Raw genomic sequence first — 15,671 nt, forward strand, 5'->3', positions numbered from 1 at the left:
TTTCAAGGAACCTCTAAATGGCAAGACAAGAAATAAATATCGGTGTTGCACCCACAGGTGCTGGCGGCGATACAACCCGCAGTGCTGCCATTAAAATTAACGCCATGACCCAAGAGCTTTACTCTCGTAATGGTCTACTTGGCACTGCCTCAAATAAAAATGTAGGTATTGGGCCAGGCGAAATTCAAGATGTGAGTGCACCAGCAGCGATGGTCGGAAACTCTGCCTTTGCGGAAGTCGGCAGTCACTTCACAGCTTACGGGGACAACACAACAAACGTCCCTGCTGGCGGGCTTTATTGGGCTGGACTACGGGCTCAATTCCCATTTCAGAACGCCGCTGTGGACTTGGTGGGCCAAGTTCTGTCAACCGGCAGTATGAATCTTATGTTCCGAACTGTCGCGGGTAGCGGTCTGCCTGATGCTTGGAGAAAGATCTACCACGACGGCAACACCACCAGGGGCTCAGGCGGAGTTCTGTCGGCAGCATCGCCAATTGTCCGCATAGCAAATGTTGCTGATACCACCCGCCTTGATTTGCAGGAAACCACCTTCGAGCCTGTCGGCGGCTGGGGTGTTGCAAACGACCAGGCCCAGGGTGTAGCGGTTGAGCGGCTGGGGGTCGGCGAGTACCGCATCACCGGGTGCCTGGGGTTGGCGCTTGAAGGATGGCGAACGCATGACCCGGTCTCGCCAGATGGCGGTCGGATGCTGGGTATCACCGAAAGTCGCCAGGATGAAGATGGGGCCGTCACGGTGCGTCTATTCAAGCAACGTTGGACGCTGACTGATGACGGGGAAATGGTGTCAGGTCCTGGGGCGCCGATAGATGTACCGCTCAACAGCTGGATCGATGTGCGTCTTGAGATGCCTGCTATTGAGTACCCATCACCACCGCCGCCACTCCCAGCCACCACCGAAGAATGACAGCCCGCCACTGAGCGGGCTTTTTTACGCCTGGAGAAAATCATGCCGAACATCGAAACCCGCGGCGTCCGTAACAAAAACCCCGGAAACATTGACTACAACGCGAGCAACCAGTGGCAGGGGCAGCTCAAGCCCGACCTTGCGATCGAGAAGCGCTTTGCCAGGTTCGACACCCCGGAGAACGGTATTCGTGCCCTGGGTAAGCTGCTGCTGACCTACCAGCGCAAGCATGGCCTGAAGACTGTGAAGGCGATAATCAGCCGCTGGGCACCGTCGGTGGAGAACGACACCGCGGCGTACGTGCGCGCGGTCGAAGAGAACACCGGCACCCGGCCTGGCGCCGAGGTGGATCTGGCCCGGCCCGCCGTAATGGCTGGCTTCGTCAAAGCCATCATCCATCACGAGAACGCAGGCTATGCCTACCCTGATACGGTGTTGGCCGAAGGCGTGCGGCGGGCGCTGGTATGACGCCGGTACAGAAGCTGGCCGGCCTGTTGGTGCTGATCCTGCTGCATATGGCGGGTGCCGCGGGCGTGGCTTGGCAGATTCAGGACTGGCGCATGGGCAAGAAGCTGTCTGAACAGCTATCCGCGCAGAACGCCGCGCACCAGGGCCAACTCGACACCATTACCAGCGAGGCCTGGCGGCAGCAGAAGGCCGAGCAGGACAAGCGCCTGGCCACTGAGCAACAGCTCGCGCTCCAGGACCAACAACACACCAAGGAATTATCCGATGCCCAGCGCAACCAGGCTCGCCTGCGTGACCAGCTTGCTACTGCTGATGTCAGGCTGTCAGTCCTCATCGAGGATTCAGCCAGTGGCTGCAACGTGCCTACCACCCCCGGCGCCGCCGGCGTGGTTCATGCAGTCCGTCGAGCCCAACTTGACCCAGCGCATTCTCAAAGAATTATCCGCATCACCGATGACGGGGATAACGCCATAATCGCGCTGCGTGCTTGTCAGGCGTACGTCAGGGCTATTGCTCGCTGATCGGTTTAATCAGCTCGGGCCCCTTGTTCCGGACGTTGCCCACGGCCGTATCGACCTTGAACCACTCGAACACCTCAGAAGGTTCCCCCTGGTGCAGCACCATCTGCTCGGCTCGCTCCTTGGGCGTGGCTGGATCCAACCATTCCCGGGCCAGGTCCGGCGTCAGCACCACGGGCCTCCGGTCGTGAATGTCCACCATGCCACCGGCACTATCGGCGGTAATGATCACAAAGCCGTCGTGCTCGCCCGGGCCTTCATCTGCGTCAGGTAGTTGGCCGATGGCGGCACACAATATTGGTGCACCATCCCGCCGGCGGATTAGGTAGGGCTGCTTCTTGGGCCCACCTTCGTCTACCCACTCAAACCAGTTATCGATAGGCGTGATCGCCCGGTGCGGCCAGATCGCCCTGAAGAACGGACCATGCGCCACTTTTTCCACGCGGGCGTTGATAGGTGCTGCCCGGTCTTTCGCCCAGTGCGGCCGCCATCCCCAGCGTACCGGATCAGCGTGGAGCAACTCTCCCTGCAGATGCAGCAGTGCAACCGCGGTTGTCGGTGCCACGTTGTACCGTTCAATTGGTTGATCGCCCACGGAGTTCGCCAGTGCATTGGGCATACTCAGTGCTGCAACGAATTCGTGGATTCCTCGGTACTGTGAAAGTCTCCCGCACATAAGCATCTCCGCTCGTCGGCGCCGATGAACAGCCGGTCCCCGGCCAATCTCTACACTGTAGACACTGGCCCAAGGTATTCGTCATGGCGACCAACATTGAACAGGTGAACGCAATGGAGGCGTGGTTTGCACTCCGCAATGATCCCTCCTTCATATCGGCCACACCTGAGGAGCGCTACGAATCGCGGCTGGCCCTGGCGGACGACTTGAAGCAGCAGGGCCTGATAGATGAGTCTGAGTGGCGGGAGCTGACGGAAGAGGCAGTCGCCGCATACGCAGATGAATTGGTCTGACGCGGCCGCTTGTCAGATATCTCTTACACCAAATTGACCGCAAGCCATCTGCGCTATTAACTGTACATTCGTACAGTATCTGTAAAAGGCTGCGTCATGAGCTTCTCAATTTTAGGTCCTATCGCCGAGGGTGGCACGAAGCTGCCCTTTTGCTCTTTTCGGGTGCCCGCCGGCTTTCCATCGCCGGCGGCCGATCACATCGAGCAGCACATCTCATTGGATGAGGTCCTAAATATCAGGGCGCCGCATGTCTATCTCATCGCGATTACTGGCGAAAGTATGCAAGGGGCGGGAATTTTTGAGGGAGACTTGGCCGTTGTGGACCGGTCAATTGAGCCGGTCCACGGGCACATCGTTGTCGCTCTCTTGAATAATGATCCCGTCTGTAAGCGACTGTGCAAGCGTGGGAAAGAGGTCATTCTTCTGTCGGAGAATCCGAAATATCCAGCGCGGTATGTATTGGAGGGGGACGAGCTATCGATCTGGGGCGTGATCACGAGCACAGTGCGTAGTCATGTGTAATGCGCCGGTCTTCGCGCTGATTGACTGCAACAGTTTCTATGCAAGCTGCGAACGGGTATTTCGTCCGGATCTGGCAAAGGTGCCTATCGTCGTACTGAGCAATAACGATGGGTGCGTCATTGCCCGCAGCTACGACGCCAAGCCTTTTATCAAGATGGGCGAGCCGTATTTCCAGATCAAACACAAGCTGAAGCAGCATGGCATCGTTCCTTTTTCATCCAACTACGCGCTCTATGGCGACATGAGCGAGCGAGTGATGACCCTGATCGAATCGATGGTTCCTGCCGTTGAGATTTACAGTATCGATGAGGCGTTTGCTGACCTGTCGGGTATTCCCGAGCTGGATGCTTTGGGGCGTCAGATCCGGGCGCGGGTGTTGCGTTGCACTGGCATACCGGTGGGAGTTGGAATAGCGAGCACCAAGACCTTGGCCAAGCTGGCCAACCACACGGCAAAGCGACTGCAAGCTCAAACCGGTGGAGTGGTGAACATCACCGATCCGGTCAAGCGCGATTGGGTATTGCGTAATACTGACGTCTGCGAAGTGTGGGGCGTGGGCCGCAAAATGAAACTCCACCTCGACGCTATGGGCATAAAATCAGCGATGGACCTCGCCAAGGCGGATCCTTGGACGCTGCGCAAGAAATTCAGCGTAGTGATCGAGAAGACGGCGCGTGAACTGGCCGGCACGTCGTGCATGGAGCTTGATGAGCCCGACCCACCCAAGCAGGAAATCTGTTGCAGTCGGATGTTCGGCAAACGGCTGACCGATCTGCCGCCGATCAAGGAAGCGGTGGCCACCTACATGATGCGGGCGTCAGAGAAGCTCCGCGCCCAAAACTCACTTTGCAAAAAGGTCCGCGTCTGCATCCGCACAGGCATGTTCAATCCGGAGGAGGCGAAGTACGCCAACGGCGTGGTGGTGGATATGCCATACCCCACCGATGACGTGCGCCTGCTCACGAAAGCCGCTGTCGATGCGCTCGACAGGATTTTTCGGCCCGGTTTCAAATACAGCAAGGCCGAAGTGATGCTGCTCAATCTGTGTCAGCCAGGCGAATACACCGATGATCTTTTTGCAATATCGCAGCCGACCGAGGCAACCCAGGTTATGACCGTCCTTGATCAGATCAACGAGAGGTGGGGAAGGGGAACGCTTCGTTCTGCTAGCGTGCCCACCAATCCCGACTGGGGTATGCGTCGGGAAATGATGAGCCAGAGTTACACCACCAAGCTGGACCAGCTTTGGGCTGTAGCCTGCAAGTAGCTGTTATTCAGGACTCATTAGTACCGCCAGAGTCAGTTTGATGAACTCCTCGTTATCGTCGATGGCTTGAAGGGCGCCACGAACATTCTCTGCTATCTCGGCAGAGCCACGCTGCTCCACCCAGTTGGATAATTCCATGATGGACGCCTCAAGGGCGAGTTGGTTTTCGTAGAGTTTTGAAAGCAGGGAAGGGAGCAGATCTGAGCTGGGCATTGGCGTTCCTCTTGTGGAGTGAACAGCGTAGCAGTTGACGATTGGGAGCGGTCATGAGCGTCCATTTTCGGCCAAAAGCGGTGACTCACGAGTACACGCTTTCAACTGAATTGGCCGAAGGCTCACACGGACAAGCTATAGTTTTTCGTACACTACTTCGAATTCTTCACCTAATTCCTCTTGGATGGATTTCAGTAGTCTGGTGGCAGCCTCTTCAAATCTTGCGTAATCGTCTGTGTTCCAAGGGCCGGGATCAGGTGGGTAATCCCAGTTCAGCGAAGTGTCATGCCACTGTGAAAGCTTGTTAAGCAGTGCTTGGACTTCGTCACTGAGTGGCAGCTTCTCTTCAATAGGCCCTACAGAAAATTTATCCAGGGCAGTATCGTTTCCACACCAAAGACAACCACCGCCCCATTCGAACATTAAACGAATACAGTAGCGTTCTGCCTCCATCATTGGACTCCTTTTTTACACATCAGCAGGGTAAAAATTCATTACTGAGGTCATCCAATTGGTTTCTCGCAGCCTCAATTTTACCGATGATGAGCTCGAGCGAGTTTTTGGAGAATTGGACAAGTTCATGCTCAAGCCCCCTCTTACTGAATTTAATTTTGACTTGGGTGTATCCATCCTCATTGGTGTGCATCCAATTCGCATGAACAACCTTGTTGCGAAGGCTGCCACACTCCCGGAGATCTGACAGGAGCTGTGAGAACCAGGCAGGCTGATCGCCTCTGTCACGGAAAAAATCAGAAGCGAATCGCTCGAACAAATCCAGCTTAGTCGTATACATCATATTACCCACGACTAAGAGACCTTTTTGATCTGTTCGGTCAGAGATGAATCCGCATAAGATATTATCGATGTCCGCCTCAAGTGTATTAAACCAGAGGACAACCTCTCCGATTAGTGGCATCAACTCGTAGACATATTCATACGCATTATCTGTATCTCCGAGACCTTCAATAATCAGTTGGCCTACCGGTATGGTCTTTGTCCGCATGGGTTTCCGATTCTCTGAATTCATCCGTCGCATACAGTACCGTCTCAACACTGACGTTACGAGGAGCATCAGGTCGACCAGCGCCGGCCAAATAGCCCATGACGGTCAGCTTAGGCTCGCAAGCGGTCTGTCCTGGCATGGACGCCTCAAGCTAGGCCAAAGCAAGCTTCGTGACGGGAAATATAGAAACTTCTGAAGGGCGGTATTCGGCCAATAGCCGACATTCAGATCAGCCCATTGAGGAAATTACTCGGAGGTCCAAACGTTCCACCACTCGATCTCGCCGCGTCCTTAACCATCGATATCGCCGTTACGGATGGCCATCCTGATGGCTTGTGCTGTCGTTGTCACGCCCAGACGTCGGCGCGCTGAGCGCAGGTGATTTTCAACCGTACGCTCCGACAAACCGAGAGTTGCTGCAATATCCGCTTGCCGTCTTCCGGCAGCCGTCCATTCCATGACTTCGCGCTCTCGCGGGGAAAGGCTTTGTAACGCTTCGTCCAGTGGAGCCTCAAGCAACCCCCTAGCTGCGAAAAAAGCGGCCGTCGCAACCAGGCTTAGTCCCAAGCGAACCCGCGCGCTTCCATCCACCGGCTCACCCCCCAAGCTCATCGCGCCCTCAAGCCCCTGCGGGCCGAAAACTGGTACCTGCAACCCCTGAATCCCTGGGTCACCTGGAGAACGAATCACCCGGTAGCGCTCTTCTCCCTTGACCTGCTCTTTCTGCCAGAAGAAGGATTGCCGAGCATTCAGAAGGTGGCGAGTCACCGGACAATGTCGAACATAAGTCTCTGCATCCACCGATCGACCGTTATCGAACCAATCGCCTTCGACCCAGTAGATATGCTCAACCACTTCTTCACTTGCCGGCGATGCAGAAAACAACACGAATCGATCATAGCCGTAGGGCGTGGCAAAACCCCTGACGGCTTTCTTGATTGATTCAAGTGTGCGCGCCGTCTCTATCTCCAGAGCAGCTCGCATCGCTGTTTCTGCCGGCCCGTCGCTCACTACGATGCGACCTCTTTCAACAATGCTTCAACTGCCAACTTGCCCAGATTATTGCCTGCCAGTGGGCTGTCGCCGGTCAGCAACTTGCGGTCTTGAAGCGTTGCACCTGAAATATCCTGGTTGACGATCTCAACTCCCAGGGCTTTCAATTGCTCACCAAATTTCCAGGTCAAATGCCCAGGCATATAACCGATGTCGGGCGTTTTTGCGTCGAGACTGTCTGGAAATGCGCAGATCTTGTAGCCGTTGAAAATGTTGGAATCCCTCGACTCTCCAATACCCGCCGCGAGCATTGCTGCTGGGCCGTGACATAGGGAAATCACAAATTTGTCGTTGGTGATTGCCCAATGCAAAGCCGCTTTCACGTCGGCACTCTCCGGCAATCCAATCAGCGCGCCGTGTCCGCCGGGTATGAAAACCCCGATGTAATCCGAATCCTCGCCCAGTGCCTTTTCGACCACATCGGAAAGCTTCAAGGGTTTCTTGAACTGTTCGCGGTATTTGGCGTAGAAATTCTTTACCTCGGTATCTTCGGAAGGCATGGCCCAGAATTCAAACTTCACCGGATTGCCTGACAGGGTCGCAACGTCGAACGCGAAGCCGGCTTTGTCGAGGTGGTACATGGGTAGCAACGTCTCGACCGGGTGATTACCGGTGGAAAACATGGTGCCGTTGTCGGTCAGTAAATAGCGCTCGTCGGCGCCGATCAGCAATATCTTCCAGCGGCCACCTTGGTAAGGATTAGGGTAATCCGCGTCACTCAAATCAGATTTTGGCGAGGTAAATTGGCTTAGCGAGTATGGAGAGGGGAAAAAGGCATTGTCCTCTGCCTGATCCGGTGTGGGGCGCTTGTCGTCACTCTGCAAGGTAGTCATGGTTTTCTCCTACGAATGGGCCGATTGTCGAAATCAATGCTAATAGCGTGACGCAGGCCCAGCAATGAGGGTTTTCCCTCAAAGAAATTTTCCGCACCCATACAGTACGCCGATCGGCCGCTTTTGGCCGAATGCAGCCATAGGATTTGTCTCATGATTCGTGGCCTATTGGTGGTTTGTGTTCGGTCGACAGGACGCCGGGGGAGGGGGGGGAGAGTTCCAAAACTAAAACCGCACCCCTTGTAGAATGCAGTCTGTAGCCCGGTCACTTTCCTTGGGTAATGGAACTCCGCAGGCCTTCAGAGCCCCAGCCCGTATGAGTTTGCATAGCGGTCTTGAAAACCGGCGAACGTTAATAGCGTTCCCAGGGTTCGAATCCCTGGTTTCCCGCCAAGATTTACACAAAAGCCTCGCGATTGCGGGGCTTTTGCGTTTTCGGGTTTTGGATAGGCAGAAGCTCTAAAGCCTGATCGTTTCCGCATCATTTCTGGCGGTTTCCGCAACCTATTGCTTACCGCGGTCAGCGCGTAGGCTTCATACTCTCCTCGGAACGACGGTAAACCGCTACGTCGGTAGATCGTCGCTGCTTCAAACAGTTCGACAACGCAATTGCTCAATCAGTCTTGCAGCCAGGGCGCACAGATCACGCCGAGCCGCTCCCACTTTACTGGTACTCCATCCATGCTGGATGCCTATTAAGCCGGGAGATTCTCTCTTTTCCTGGAGGCAAAAGGTTTCACTTCATTGACCCGGATGGTTATGAGTTGGCGGTCTGGAGTGCGCAGGCATAAACCTTTGCCAGTCCAGTCCCGAGCTGGGTTTTTTGCATCCAGCCCTCTCAGTGCTACAGTCCCGCCAGACTAAAAAGGGAATGACATGCGGATTTTGATAGTGGCCGCCGCGGTGGCGATGCTAGCGGGGTGTATGGCGCCAACGATGAACGAGGCTCGCCAATAGGGACCATACAAAGTCTTGACCTCGAAGAAGTCCGACGCAGCGCTGGCTAAATGTGTTCATTACGAATGGCAAAACCAGCCTATCTTCGGGGGTACTCCTGGCGCAACGCTTCAGCCTGGACGCGATAATGGATATACGGTCTTTACAGAAGGCTCCCAATATTTCGTCGATATTCAGCCTCAAGGGGCCGGCTCGGAGGCCAAATATTATGTGGTGGTTGGCAACTGGATCGCCAACAAAAGACTGGCGGCACTGCAAAGCTGTCTTTAAACGATCCGCCATTTACTCAAGGCTCGTTTCGGCGGGCTTTTTTTCCAGAGAAAATCTCATGGCAGTACTCGCCATCAATTACCAGCCCATGACTACGATTATGCTCATGGGCACCTTACCTATTCCAGTGCATCGGAACCTATAGGCGCGTCATCCAAGGCTCTTTCGTCTTGCTCTGATCGAATAATCAAGATGTGTTTCGGTGCAGTGATTCCTAGGGACACAGTGTCGCCTTCAGCCTTGATCACTTTGATTTGGATTTCGTCGCCGATGTATAGGCGTTTATTGGGTGTTCTGGTGACAACTAGCAATGGGTATCCTTTCTGGTTAGCTCCTTGAATATATGGGATTAATTGCATGAAATCAGCGCTAAAGATGTAAGACCTTTCTTATTTTTCCAGCGAAAATCCTTATTTAATTTTTCTCTCACTAACCGGGAGGGGCTCTGCTTTTACCGTTCAATATCGGCATTCGATCATTGTGAATGGCGGCACGGTCCCTCTATGATCAGCTCGCACTCACCAAAGAGGCGCTGAGCCTCGACCCCCTTTGAAGGATATGAGCGTGGACAAGTACTTCGATAATTCAGGTCTTTTCAAAAGCATTTCGTATCAAGCCAACGCCTCCCTAGATGTCAGCGTCGCTGGCTGGGAGCTGAAAAACACTGCGCTGAATACGAAGGAGTTTTTGATATGTCCAAAGAACTACTCGGAGTTTTTGCTCTAGGGTTGATGGTGATCGGGGAGTTTTGTGCAATCTACAGCGAGGTGGTAACCGCCAGGCTGGCCCACACCGGCAGCGGCTCCTGGGCGACGTTTGTGCTGCCCGTCGTGGTGATGTGTTTTGCCGGGCTTTGCCTGCTGGGCGCTTATTGGCTGGGGTACAAGGCGGTGGGTGATATCTGGATTGTCACCGTGGTCTCGGTCACGTCCTTGTTGCTGCTTGAGCCTGTGGTGGTTTGGTCGCTGTTTCATGAAGCGCCTGGGCGCGGCGCGTTGGTCGGGTTTTGCCTGGGCGCCTTGGGGATGCTTGCCACGATAGTGCTTTAGCGCATCCGGCCATCAAGTGCCGGGTCAGATCAGCGCCTGTAGTCCCATGCTTATCTGACCCGCACCGCTGCACTTTTTTCCATTTTGCTGATCTACCCCTGTCCCGGCCACTCGACTCCCGCACGTGGCCCACAGAATCAGACCCGGTGCCGATGGATCGAACGTCAACAGTTTTTACCTCTCTATGGCCGCTGTTGCTGGCTGCGCTGCTTGCGCTCTGCGCAGTGGGTTGCAGCCAGCAACAAGGCCGCGATATCGCCAGGCAATTCAGCGATGGCAAGCCCGATGAGTTCTTCCAGACCAGTGTCGATCGCATGGCCACCCTGGGGATGCGCGACAACCTGCAAAGCCTCTACCTGCTGATGAGCAAGCTTTACCTGCGCAATCCCAGCCAGTGGCGTCAGTCGGGCTATCCGGATGCGGTGAGCGCCGCCCGGGTCATTCGCCAGGCCATCGAAAACCGTCAACCCTTGCCCGCACTGGGAGACCGGCGTGATCTGGCCGCCCTGAGTTACTCCCTGAGTCCCGACTTTCGTGGTGACCGTGTCGGCGCGTTTATCTACGCGATTGGCAGTATGCTCGTGACCGCCCACGGCGGGCGTACGCAGTTTTATGTGACTGACTCGATTAACCCGCAGTTTGTCAGCAATGCGGCGCGCAATATCGAAAAGGCCACTTGGCTGCTCAGCCAGCGCCAGGATGCCAACGGTGTATTGCTGTTGTTCTCCAATGAAATATCGGAGGAGGGCAGTAACCTCAGTTTTGCCGTTGAGTTTGGCAAGATCGTTGCGCGCCTGGACTTACTTACCCAAATCCTCGATGAGCGTTACCGACGCATTGGCCTCAATTACGCGCAAAGTTTATTGCTGATGAACTTCCTGCCGGTGCAGTGAGGCGCATCCATCGAACAATCAGTGGGGTGTTTCCCTTTCTGCTGTAGGAAGGTGCCTATCTTGCCTCTCGCTGCTTGAAACGCTTGCCTGCGAGCAATAGCCTCGGATTTTTCTTAAACACGAGGCCCTCCCTTGGGTAAACGAAAAACGGTTTGGCCCACGGATCGCGAAATACGTTTGCGGTTTATCCTGTTCGCGGTCATCGACGCCGCGACTGCTCAGGGCGTCTCTGCCGAGTTGCTGTTGCCGGCGCACACGCTGCTGCGCAACTCACCCTCGCAAGCCCAGCTGCTTGATGCCCTGGACGAGATTCTGGCTACCGATGAAATGTACGGTTTCCGCTTTGCGCCGGGTTCCGATGCGGATGATCTGATGCGGGAATTGGCGGAGCCGGAGGGCTGAAACCTGCCCGGTACTGTTTTGCCAGCGCCATGGTTCGTCAATAAGGCGTGACCTGACGGGCGTGCCTGCCTTCCCATCACTGTTCGCGTGGTGGGCCTGGCCTGCCGCGTTCCGTAATTCCAAGGACCCGCCCCAATGCTGCTGCGCCAACCGCCCTTTCTTTTTGCCGCCCTGACTCTCAGCTCGCTGGTACAGGCCGAAGGCCTGCAATTGGCGCCAGTCGAAGTCACCACCACTGAAGCCAGTGCCGGCGAAATTGCCCAGGCACAGCTACAGCGCGTGCCCGGCGGCAGCAATTACATCGATATGAGTAGCGTGCAACAGGGGCGGGTGAGCAGTAACGAGGATGTGTTCAAGTACCAGGCCGGGGTGTACGCCAAGGCGGCGAATAACGAAGGCGTGAAGCTGTCCATTCGCGGTTCTGGCCTGAATCGCAGCCCGGGCGCCCATGCCTCCGGCCTGTATGAAATGTTCGACGGTCTGCCGCTCACGGGCCCGGGCGGTACACCTTATGAACTCAAGGACCCGTTGTGGCAAAGCCGCGTGGAAGTGCTGCGGGGCGCCAATGGCTTCGATCAGGGCGCGTTGGCCCTGGGTGGTTCGGTCAATTACGTAACCCACACCGGCTACGACGCGCCCAAACTGAAGGTGCGCTATGAAGTCGGTAGCCGCGGCTATGCCCAGCGGGAGGTCAGTTCCGGCCAGGTGCTGGGGGATGCCGATTACTACATCAGCCTCACTGATTCCGAGTCCGACGGCTACCAGCACCAGAGCGCCGGAACCGGCAAGGGCATCGCCGCCAACTTTGGCTACCGCTTCAACCCGGACCTGGAAACGCGCTTCTACCTGCGCTACCGCGAAACCACCAACGATTCCCCCGGCAAGCTCACGCGCTACCAGATCAGCCACGACCCACGTGCCGCCAACAGCCTCAACGCCGCCCGCGATTCAAAACGCCTGCAACCGGGCTCTACCTGGATCGCCAACAAAACCACCTTGCAACTGGACGACAACGCCCGAGTGGAAGTCGGGCTGGCCTATCACGACTACCCGATGGATCTGCGCGAGGGCACCAACCGCCTCAAGGTCGCCTATACCGATATCAGCGGCACCCTGAACTACATCCGTCAGGACAGCCTGTTCGGCCACGCCAGCAAAACCACCGTCGGCCTGCGTACCACCCAGGCGATGCCCAATAACGGCGCGTCGGAATATGTACGCATCCCCGCAGGCAACACCGCAATCTACGCGCCCGGCACCAAAACCCGCGATTACAGCTACCTGGGCTCCGACACCGTGCTGCATGTCGGCAACGAGCTGGAACTGGTGGAGGATCTGTGGCTCACCACCGGCCTCGCCGCGATCTACACCCGCCGCGAAACCCAGGTGACTTACCCCGATGGCCAGGCGCCGCTCAGTCAACATGACTGGGACTACGCACCGCGTATCGGCCTGCGTTATGACTTCACCCCGCAATTGCAGGTATACGCCAACCTGAGCCGCTCGGTAGAGCCGCCGCACGCCTGGTCGATGATCTGGGGTTCCAACAAATACTTCAACGCTGGCCCTGCGAATGGGTTGGCACGCGAAGGCGTCAGCCTGAAGAACCAGACCGCCACCACCCTGGAAATCGGCGGGCGCGGCGAAGCGTGGCTCGGCCAGTGGGACCTGGCCCTCTACCGCTCTGAAGTACGCCACGAACTGCTTTCCGTGGAAACCCAGGCCCAGACTGCCAACAGCAGCGCGATCATCGCCGAATCCAACGCCAGCCCCACCATGCACCAGGGCGTGGAACTGAGCCTGCTCAGCCCGCTATGGGACGGCGGCCGCAACGGCAAGCTCGACCTGCGCCAGGCCTATACCTTCAGCGACTTCCACTACCGTGACGATGACCGTTTCGGCGACAACACCTTGCCCGGCATCCCCAAGCATTACTATCAGGCGCAGGTGCGCTACAGCCACCCGACGGGTTTCTACACCAGCCTCAACACCGAACATGCCTCGCGGGTAGCGGTGGACTACGCCAACTCCTACTACGCCGCGGCCTACACCACCCTCGGCGCCACGTTCGGCTATGACGCGCCCAAGCAAGACTGGCAAGCCTGGGTCGATCTGCGCAACCTGACCAACCGTCGCTATGCCAATACCGTTACGCCGGGGTACAACGACAAAGGCGTGGACGCAGCACGTTCTACCCCTGCCGATGGGCGTGGTATCTACACCGGCGTGTCGTGGAGCTGGCGTTAAATCAACCTTCGTGTTGGCGCAGGCGCTTGTACAGGGTGTTGCGGCTCACTCCCAACTCCCGCGCAAGGTGGGAAATATTGCCGCCCACGGCTTGCAGGCGTTGGTTGAGGTCAAGGTTTTCATCCAGGCGCTCGCAGGTGGGCAGCGGCGCCGCTTGCTTCAAATCGGTGAAAAAATCATCGGGCAGATGTTCTGCGCGGATCGGCTGCTCCTCGGCCATCGCCAGCGCCACCTGCAACACGCTGCTCACCTGACGCAAATTGCCCGGCCACGGATGTTGCTCGAATAACCCCAGCACCTCGGCACTCAGCCCGGCCCACTGGTTCGGCTCGCGATGTTGCTGCCACAGTTGCTGGAATAACGCTTGCTTGTCGGTGCGCTCGCGCAATGGCGGCAACTCCAGGGTCAGGCCACCGATGCGGTAGTACAAATCCTCGCGAAAGCGCCCGGCCTGCACCAGCTCGCGCAGTGCGCGGTTGGTCGCCGAGATGATGCGCAAATCCACCGGGAACACCTCACTGCTGCCCACCGGTTGCACACAGCGCTCCTGCAACACCCGCAACAGGCGGGCCTGGGTCGGCAAGGGCATATCACCGATCTCGTCGAGAAACAGCGTGCCCTTGTCCGCCTTGCGAATCAGGCCAATGCTGCCTTTCTGATTGGCGCCGGTGAAGGCGCCTTTTTCGTAGCCGAACAGTTCCGATTCCACCAGCTCAGCCGGAATCGCCGCACAGTTCACAGCGATCAATGCCTGTCGGCTGCGCGAGCTGGCCTGATGCAGGGCTTTGACGAACACCTCTTTGCCCACCCCAGTCTCGCCGTGAATCAGCAATGGAATGTCCTTTTCCAGCAGGCGTTCGGCCTGGCGCACCGCTTTCTCCATGCGCACATCGCCAAAGTGCAGGGTCTTGAGGTTGATCGAGGGCAGCGCTGGCGGCGGTTGGCTGAACACCCGGGCCTGCACTGGCATCTGCCTGGGTCGCTTCAACAGGCACTGGAAGCGGTTGCGCCCAGCCGCCTGCAACGCAAAGGGCAACCCTTCGGGCTGGTTGAGCAACTCCAGCAGCGACACCTTGAACAGACTGTCGATCATCACCCGCGACAGGCTGATGCCCAGCAGGTTATCCGCACGCCGATTGGCTGATAGTACCTGGCCGCTTTCATCAAAGATCAGCAGGCCGGCCCACTGGCTGTCGAGGTTGCTCAAGCCGGTGTTGAAGGTCAGTTGGAAATGTTCGCCACGGAACAGGTTGAGGATCAGCCGGTTTTCCACGGTCTGACTCATCATCTTGACCATGCCCAGGGTATGGGAGGGCGGCAGGTAGCTGTCGCTGGACACATCCAGCACCGCGATGATTTCGCGCTGGGCGTCGAAGATAGGCGCCGCCGAACCGGTCATGAAACGGTTGGCCTTGAGGAAGTGTTCATCGTGCTCGATATGCACGGCCTGGGCACAGGCCAGCGCGGTGCCGATGGCATTGGTGCCGCTGGCACGTTCCACCCAGCTGGCGCCGGGGCTGAAGCCACGGGCCAGCTTGGGTTCGATAAACCGCTGGGTGCCCCACGACGTCAGGACCTGGCCCTGATTGTCAGCCAGCATGATCAGGCAGTTGGAGTTGCTGAGGATGTTTTCATAGTAGGGCAGTACTTCCTGGTGCGTGGTCTGCACCAGTGAATGCTGGCTTTCCAGGAGTTGACTGATGCCTTCGGCGGGCAGTTGATCAAAGCTTGGCGTGCTCTGGTGGTCCAGGCCGAAGGCGCGGCAACGTCGCCAGGATTCCTGGATAAGGGTGTCGTGTGCCAGTGGTTCGGCCATGGTGCGACCTTCATTTTTATTGTTATTGGATGTGCACATTCAACCATTGAAATGGGTTCAAGTGTGGGAGGGGCGGTGCGACGATTCGACTTGCTCCCGATAGCGGTATGTCAGTGAAAAGATGCTGACTGATACACCGCTATCGGGAGCAAGCCCCCTCCCACATTTTTATCTTGTGTTGGTCATGAGAGTGTTGTTCAGAACTGTTCATTGTCAACTCCGAAAGTGTTCAGTTGTTCAGCCACTTTGTTCACTCCTGAACATC

Annotated in this window: 18 protein-coding genes and 1 pseudogene; 12 read left to right on the forward strand and 7 right to left on the reverse strand. The window is 56.8% G+C overall.

Annotation, left to right across the window (positions count from 1 at the left end):
* Positions 1 to 17 precede the first annotated feature (17 nt).
* Genes E4P01_RS18655 through E4P01_RS18665 form a run of 3 tightly spaced genes read left to right on the forward strand, consistent with a single transcriptional unit; the run spans position 18 to position 1,915 of the window.
* The gene (locus tag E4P01_RS18655; RefSeq protein ID WP_216091623.1) at positions 18 to 926 is read left to right on the forward strand and encodes a hypothetical protein; all 909 of its coding nucleotides are present in this window, start codon (positions 18 to 20) and stop codon (positions 924 to 926) included.
* Between the two features lie 42 nt (positions 927 to 968).
* Complete coding sequence (locus E4P01_RS18660; protein ID WP_216091622.1) at positions 969 to 1,394, forward strand: structural protein; 426 nt, start codon at positions 969 to 971, stop codon at positions 1,392 to 1,394.
* Positions 1,391 to 1,915, forward strand: coding sequence for a lysis system i-spanin subunit Rz (locus E4P01_RS18665; RefSeq protein ID WP_216091621.1), 525 nt, complete (start codon positions 1,391 to 1,393; stop codon positions 1,913 to 1,915). Before E4P01_RS18660 ends, E4P01_RS18665 begins: the two co-directional genes overlap by 4 nt.
* On the opposite strand, the gene E4P01_RS18670 is transcribed toward E4P01_RS18665, so the two are convergent.
* Positions 1,902 to 2,588 (reverse strand): SOS response-associated peptidase family protein, encoded by a 687-nt coding sequence (locus E4P01_RS18670; RefSeq protein ID WP_216091620.1) that lies wholly within the window; start codon positions 2,586 to 2,588, stop codon positions 1,902 to 1,904. The genes E4P01_RS18665 and E4P01_RS18670 overlap by 14 nt on opposite strands.
* Positions 2,589 to 2,671: 83 nt before the next feature.
* Here E4P01_RS18670 and E4P01_RS18675 point away from each other — a divergent pair, with 83 nt between their 5' ends.
* The 3 genes from E4P01_RS18675 (at position 2,672) to umuC (ending at position 4,670) form a co-directional block, all read left to right on the forward strand.
* Positions 2,672 to 2,881 carry a hypothetical protein gene (locus E4P01_RS18675; RefSeq protein ID WP_216091619.1) on the forward strand — a complete coding sequence of 70 codons (210 nt, stop codon included), beginning with the start codon at positions 2,672 to 2,674 and terminating at the stop codon, positions 2,879 to 2,881.
* 96 nt (positions 2,882 to 2,977) lie between these two features.
* Positions 2,978 to 3,403, forward strand: coding sequence for a S24 family peptidase (locus E4P01_RS18680; protein WP_032880717.1), 426 nt, complete (start codon positions 2,978 to 2,980; stop codon positions 3,401 to 3,403).
* A complete protein-coding gene (umuC, locus tag E4P01_RS18685) occupies positions 3,396 to 4,670 on the forward strand; it encodes a translesion error-prone DNA polymerase V subunit UmuC (protein WP_216091618.1) in 1,275 nt (424 codons plus the stop codon). Before E4P01_RS18680 ends, umuC begins: the two co-directional genes overlap by 8 nt.
* Positions 4,671 to 4,673: 3 nt before the next feature.
* Here umuC and E4P01_RS18690 read toward each other — a convergent pair whose 3' ends face one another.
* The 5 genes from E4P01_RS18690 to hchA form a co-directional block, all read right to left on the reverse strand.
* Entirely contained in the window at positions 4,674 to 4,883 is a 210-nt protein-coding gene (locus E4P01_RS18690) for a hypothetical protein (RefSeq protein ID WP_103734576.1), read from the reverse strand.
* Positions 4,884 to 5,018: 135 nt separating this feature from the next.
* Positions 5,019 to 5,336 carry a hypothetical protein gene (locus E4P01_RS18695; RefSeq protein WP_216091617.1) on the reverse strand — a complete coding sequence of 106 codons (318 nt, stop codon included), beginning with the start codon at positions 5,334 to 5,336 and terminating at the stop codon, positions 5,019 to 5,021.
* A gap of 22 nt (positions 5,337 to 5,358) precedes the next feature.
* A complete protein-coding gene (locus tag E4P01_RS18700; protein WP_216091616.1) occupies positions 5,359 to 5,886 on the reverse strand; it encodes a hypothetical protein in 528 nt (175 codons plus the stop codon).
* Between the two features lie 291 nt (positions 5,887 to 6,177).
* Positions 6,178 to 6,870 (reverse strand): PA1136 family autoinducer-binding transcriptional regulator, encoded by a 693-nt coding sequence (locus E4P01_RS18705; protein WP_248129017.1) that lies wholly within the window; start codon positions 6,868 to 6,870, stop codon positions 6,178 to 6,180.
* A gap of 26 nt (positions 6,871 to 6,896) precedes the next feature.
* Positions 6,897 to 7,772: a glyoxalase III HchA gene (hchA, locus tag E4P01_RS18710; protein ID WP_216091615.1), complete on the reverse strand. Its 876-nt coding sequence runs from the start codon at positions 7,770 to 7,772 to the stop codon at positions 6,897 to 6,899.
* A 683-nt stretch (positions 7,773 to 8,455) separates the two neighbouring features.
* Here hchA and E4P01_RS18715 point away from each other — a divergent pair.
* The 6 genes and pseudogenes from E4P01_RS18715 to E4P01_RS18740 form a co-directional block, all read left to right on the forward strand.
* Positions 8,456 to 8,563, forward strand: a pseudogene (locus E4P01_RS18715) (VOC family protein); the annotation flags it as partial.
* 181 nt (positions 8,564 to 8,744) lie between these two features.
* Positions 8,745 to 8,999, forward strand: coding sequence for a hypothetical protein (locus E4P01_RS18720; protein ID WP_248130105.1), 255 nt, complete (start codon positions 8,745 to 8,747; stop codon positions 8,997 to 8,999).
* A 731-nt stretch (positions 9,000 to 9,730) separates the two neighbouring features.
* The gene (locus E4P01_RS18725) at positions 9,731 to 10,048 is read left to right on the forward strand and encodes a hypothetical protein (RefSeq protein WP_032880721.1); all 318 of its coding nucleotides are present in this window, start codon (positions 9,731 to 9,733) and stop codon (positions 10,046 to 10,048) included.
* Positions 10,049 to 10,200: 152 nt separating this feature from the next.
* On the forward strand, positions 10,201 to 10,941 hold the full coding sequence (locus tag E4P01_RS18730; protein ID WP_005789034.1) for a hypothetical protein: 741 nt from the start codon (positions 10,201 to 10,203) through the stop codon (positions 10,939 to 10,941).
* 132 nt (positions 10,942 to 11,073) lie between these two features.
* Positions 11,074 to 11,343: a hypothetical protein gene (locus E4P01_RS18735; protein WP_148853868.1), complete on the forward strand. Its 270-nt coding sequence runs from the start codon at positions 11,074 to 11,076 to the stop codon at positions 11,341 to 11,343.
* Positions 11,344 to 11,478: 135 nt separating this feature from the next.
* Complete coding sequence (locus E4P01_RS18740; protein ID WP_216091614.1) at positions 11,479 to 13,590, forward strand: TonB-dependent receptor; 2,112 nt, start codon at positions 11,479 to 11,481, stop codon at positions 13,588 to 13,590.
* A gap of 1 nt (position 13,591) precedes the next feature.
* On the opposite strand, the gene E4P01_RS18745 is transcribed toward E4P01_RS18740, so the two are convergent.
* On the reverse strand, positions 13,592 to 15,406 hold the full coding sequence (locus E4P01_RS18745) for a sigma-54-dependent Fis family transcriptional regulator (RefSeq protein WP_216091613.1): 1,815 nt from the start codon (positions 15,404 to 15,406) through the stop codon (positions 13,592 to 13,594).
* Positions 15,407 to 15,671 lie beyond the last annotated feature (265 nt).

This window comes from Pseudomonas sp. NCIMB 10586 (assembly GCF_023127895.1).
Classification (GTDB): domain Bacteria; phylum Pseudomonadota; class Gammaproteobacteria; order Pseudomonadales; family Pseudomonadaceae; genus Aquipseudomonas; species Aquipseudomonas synxantha_A.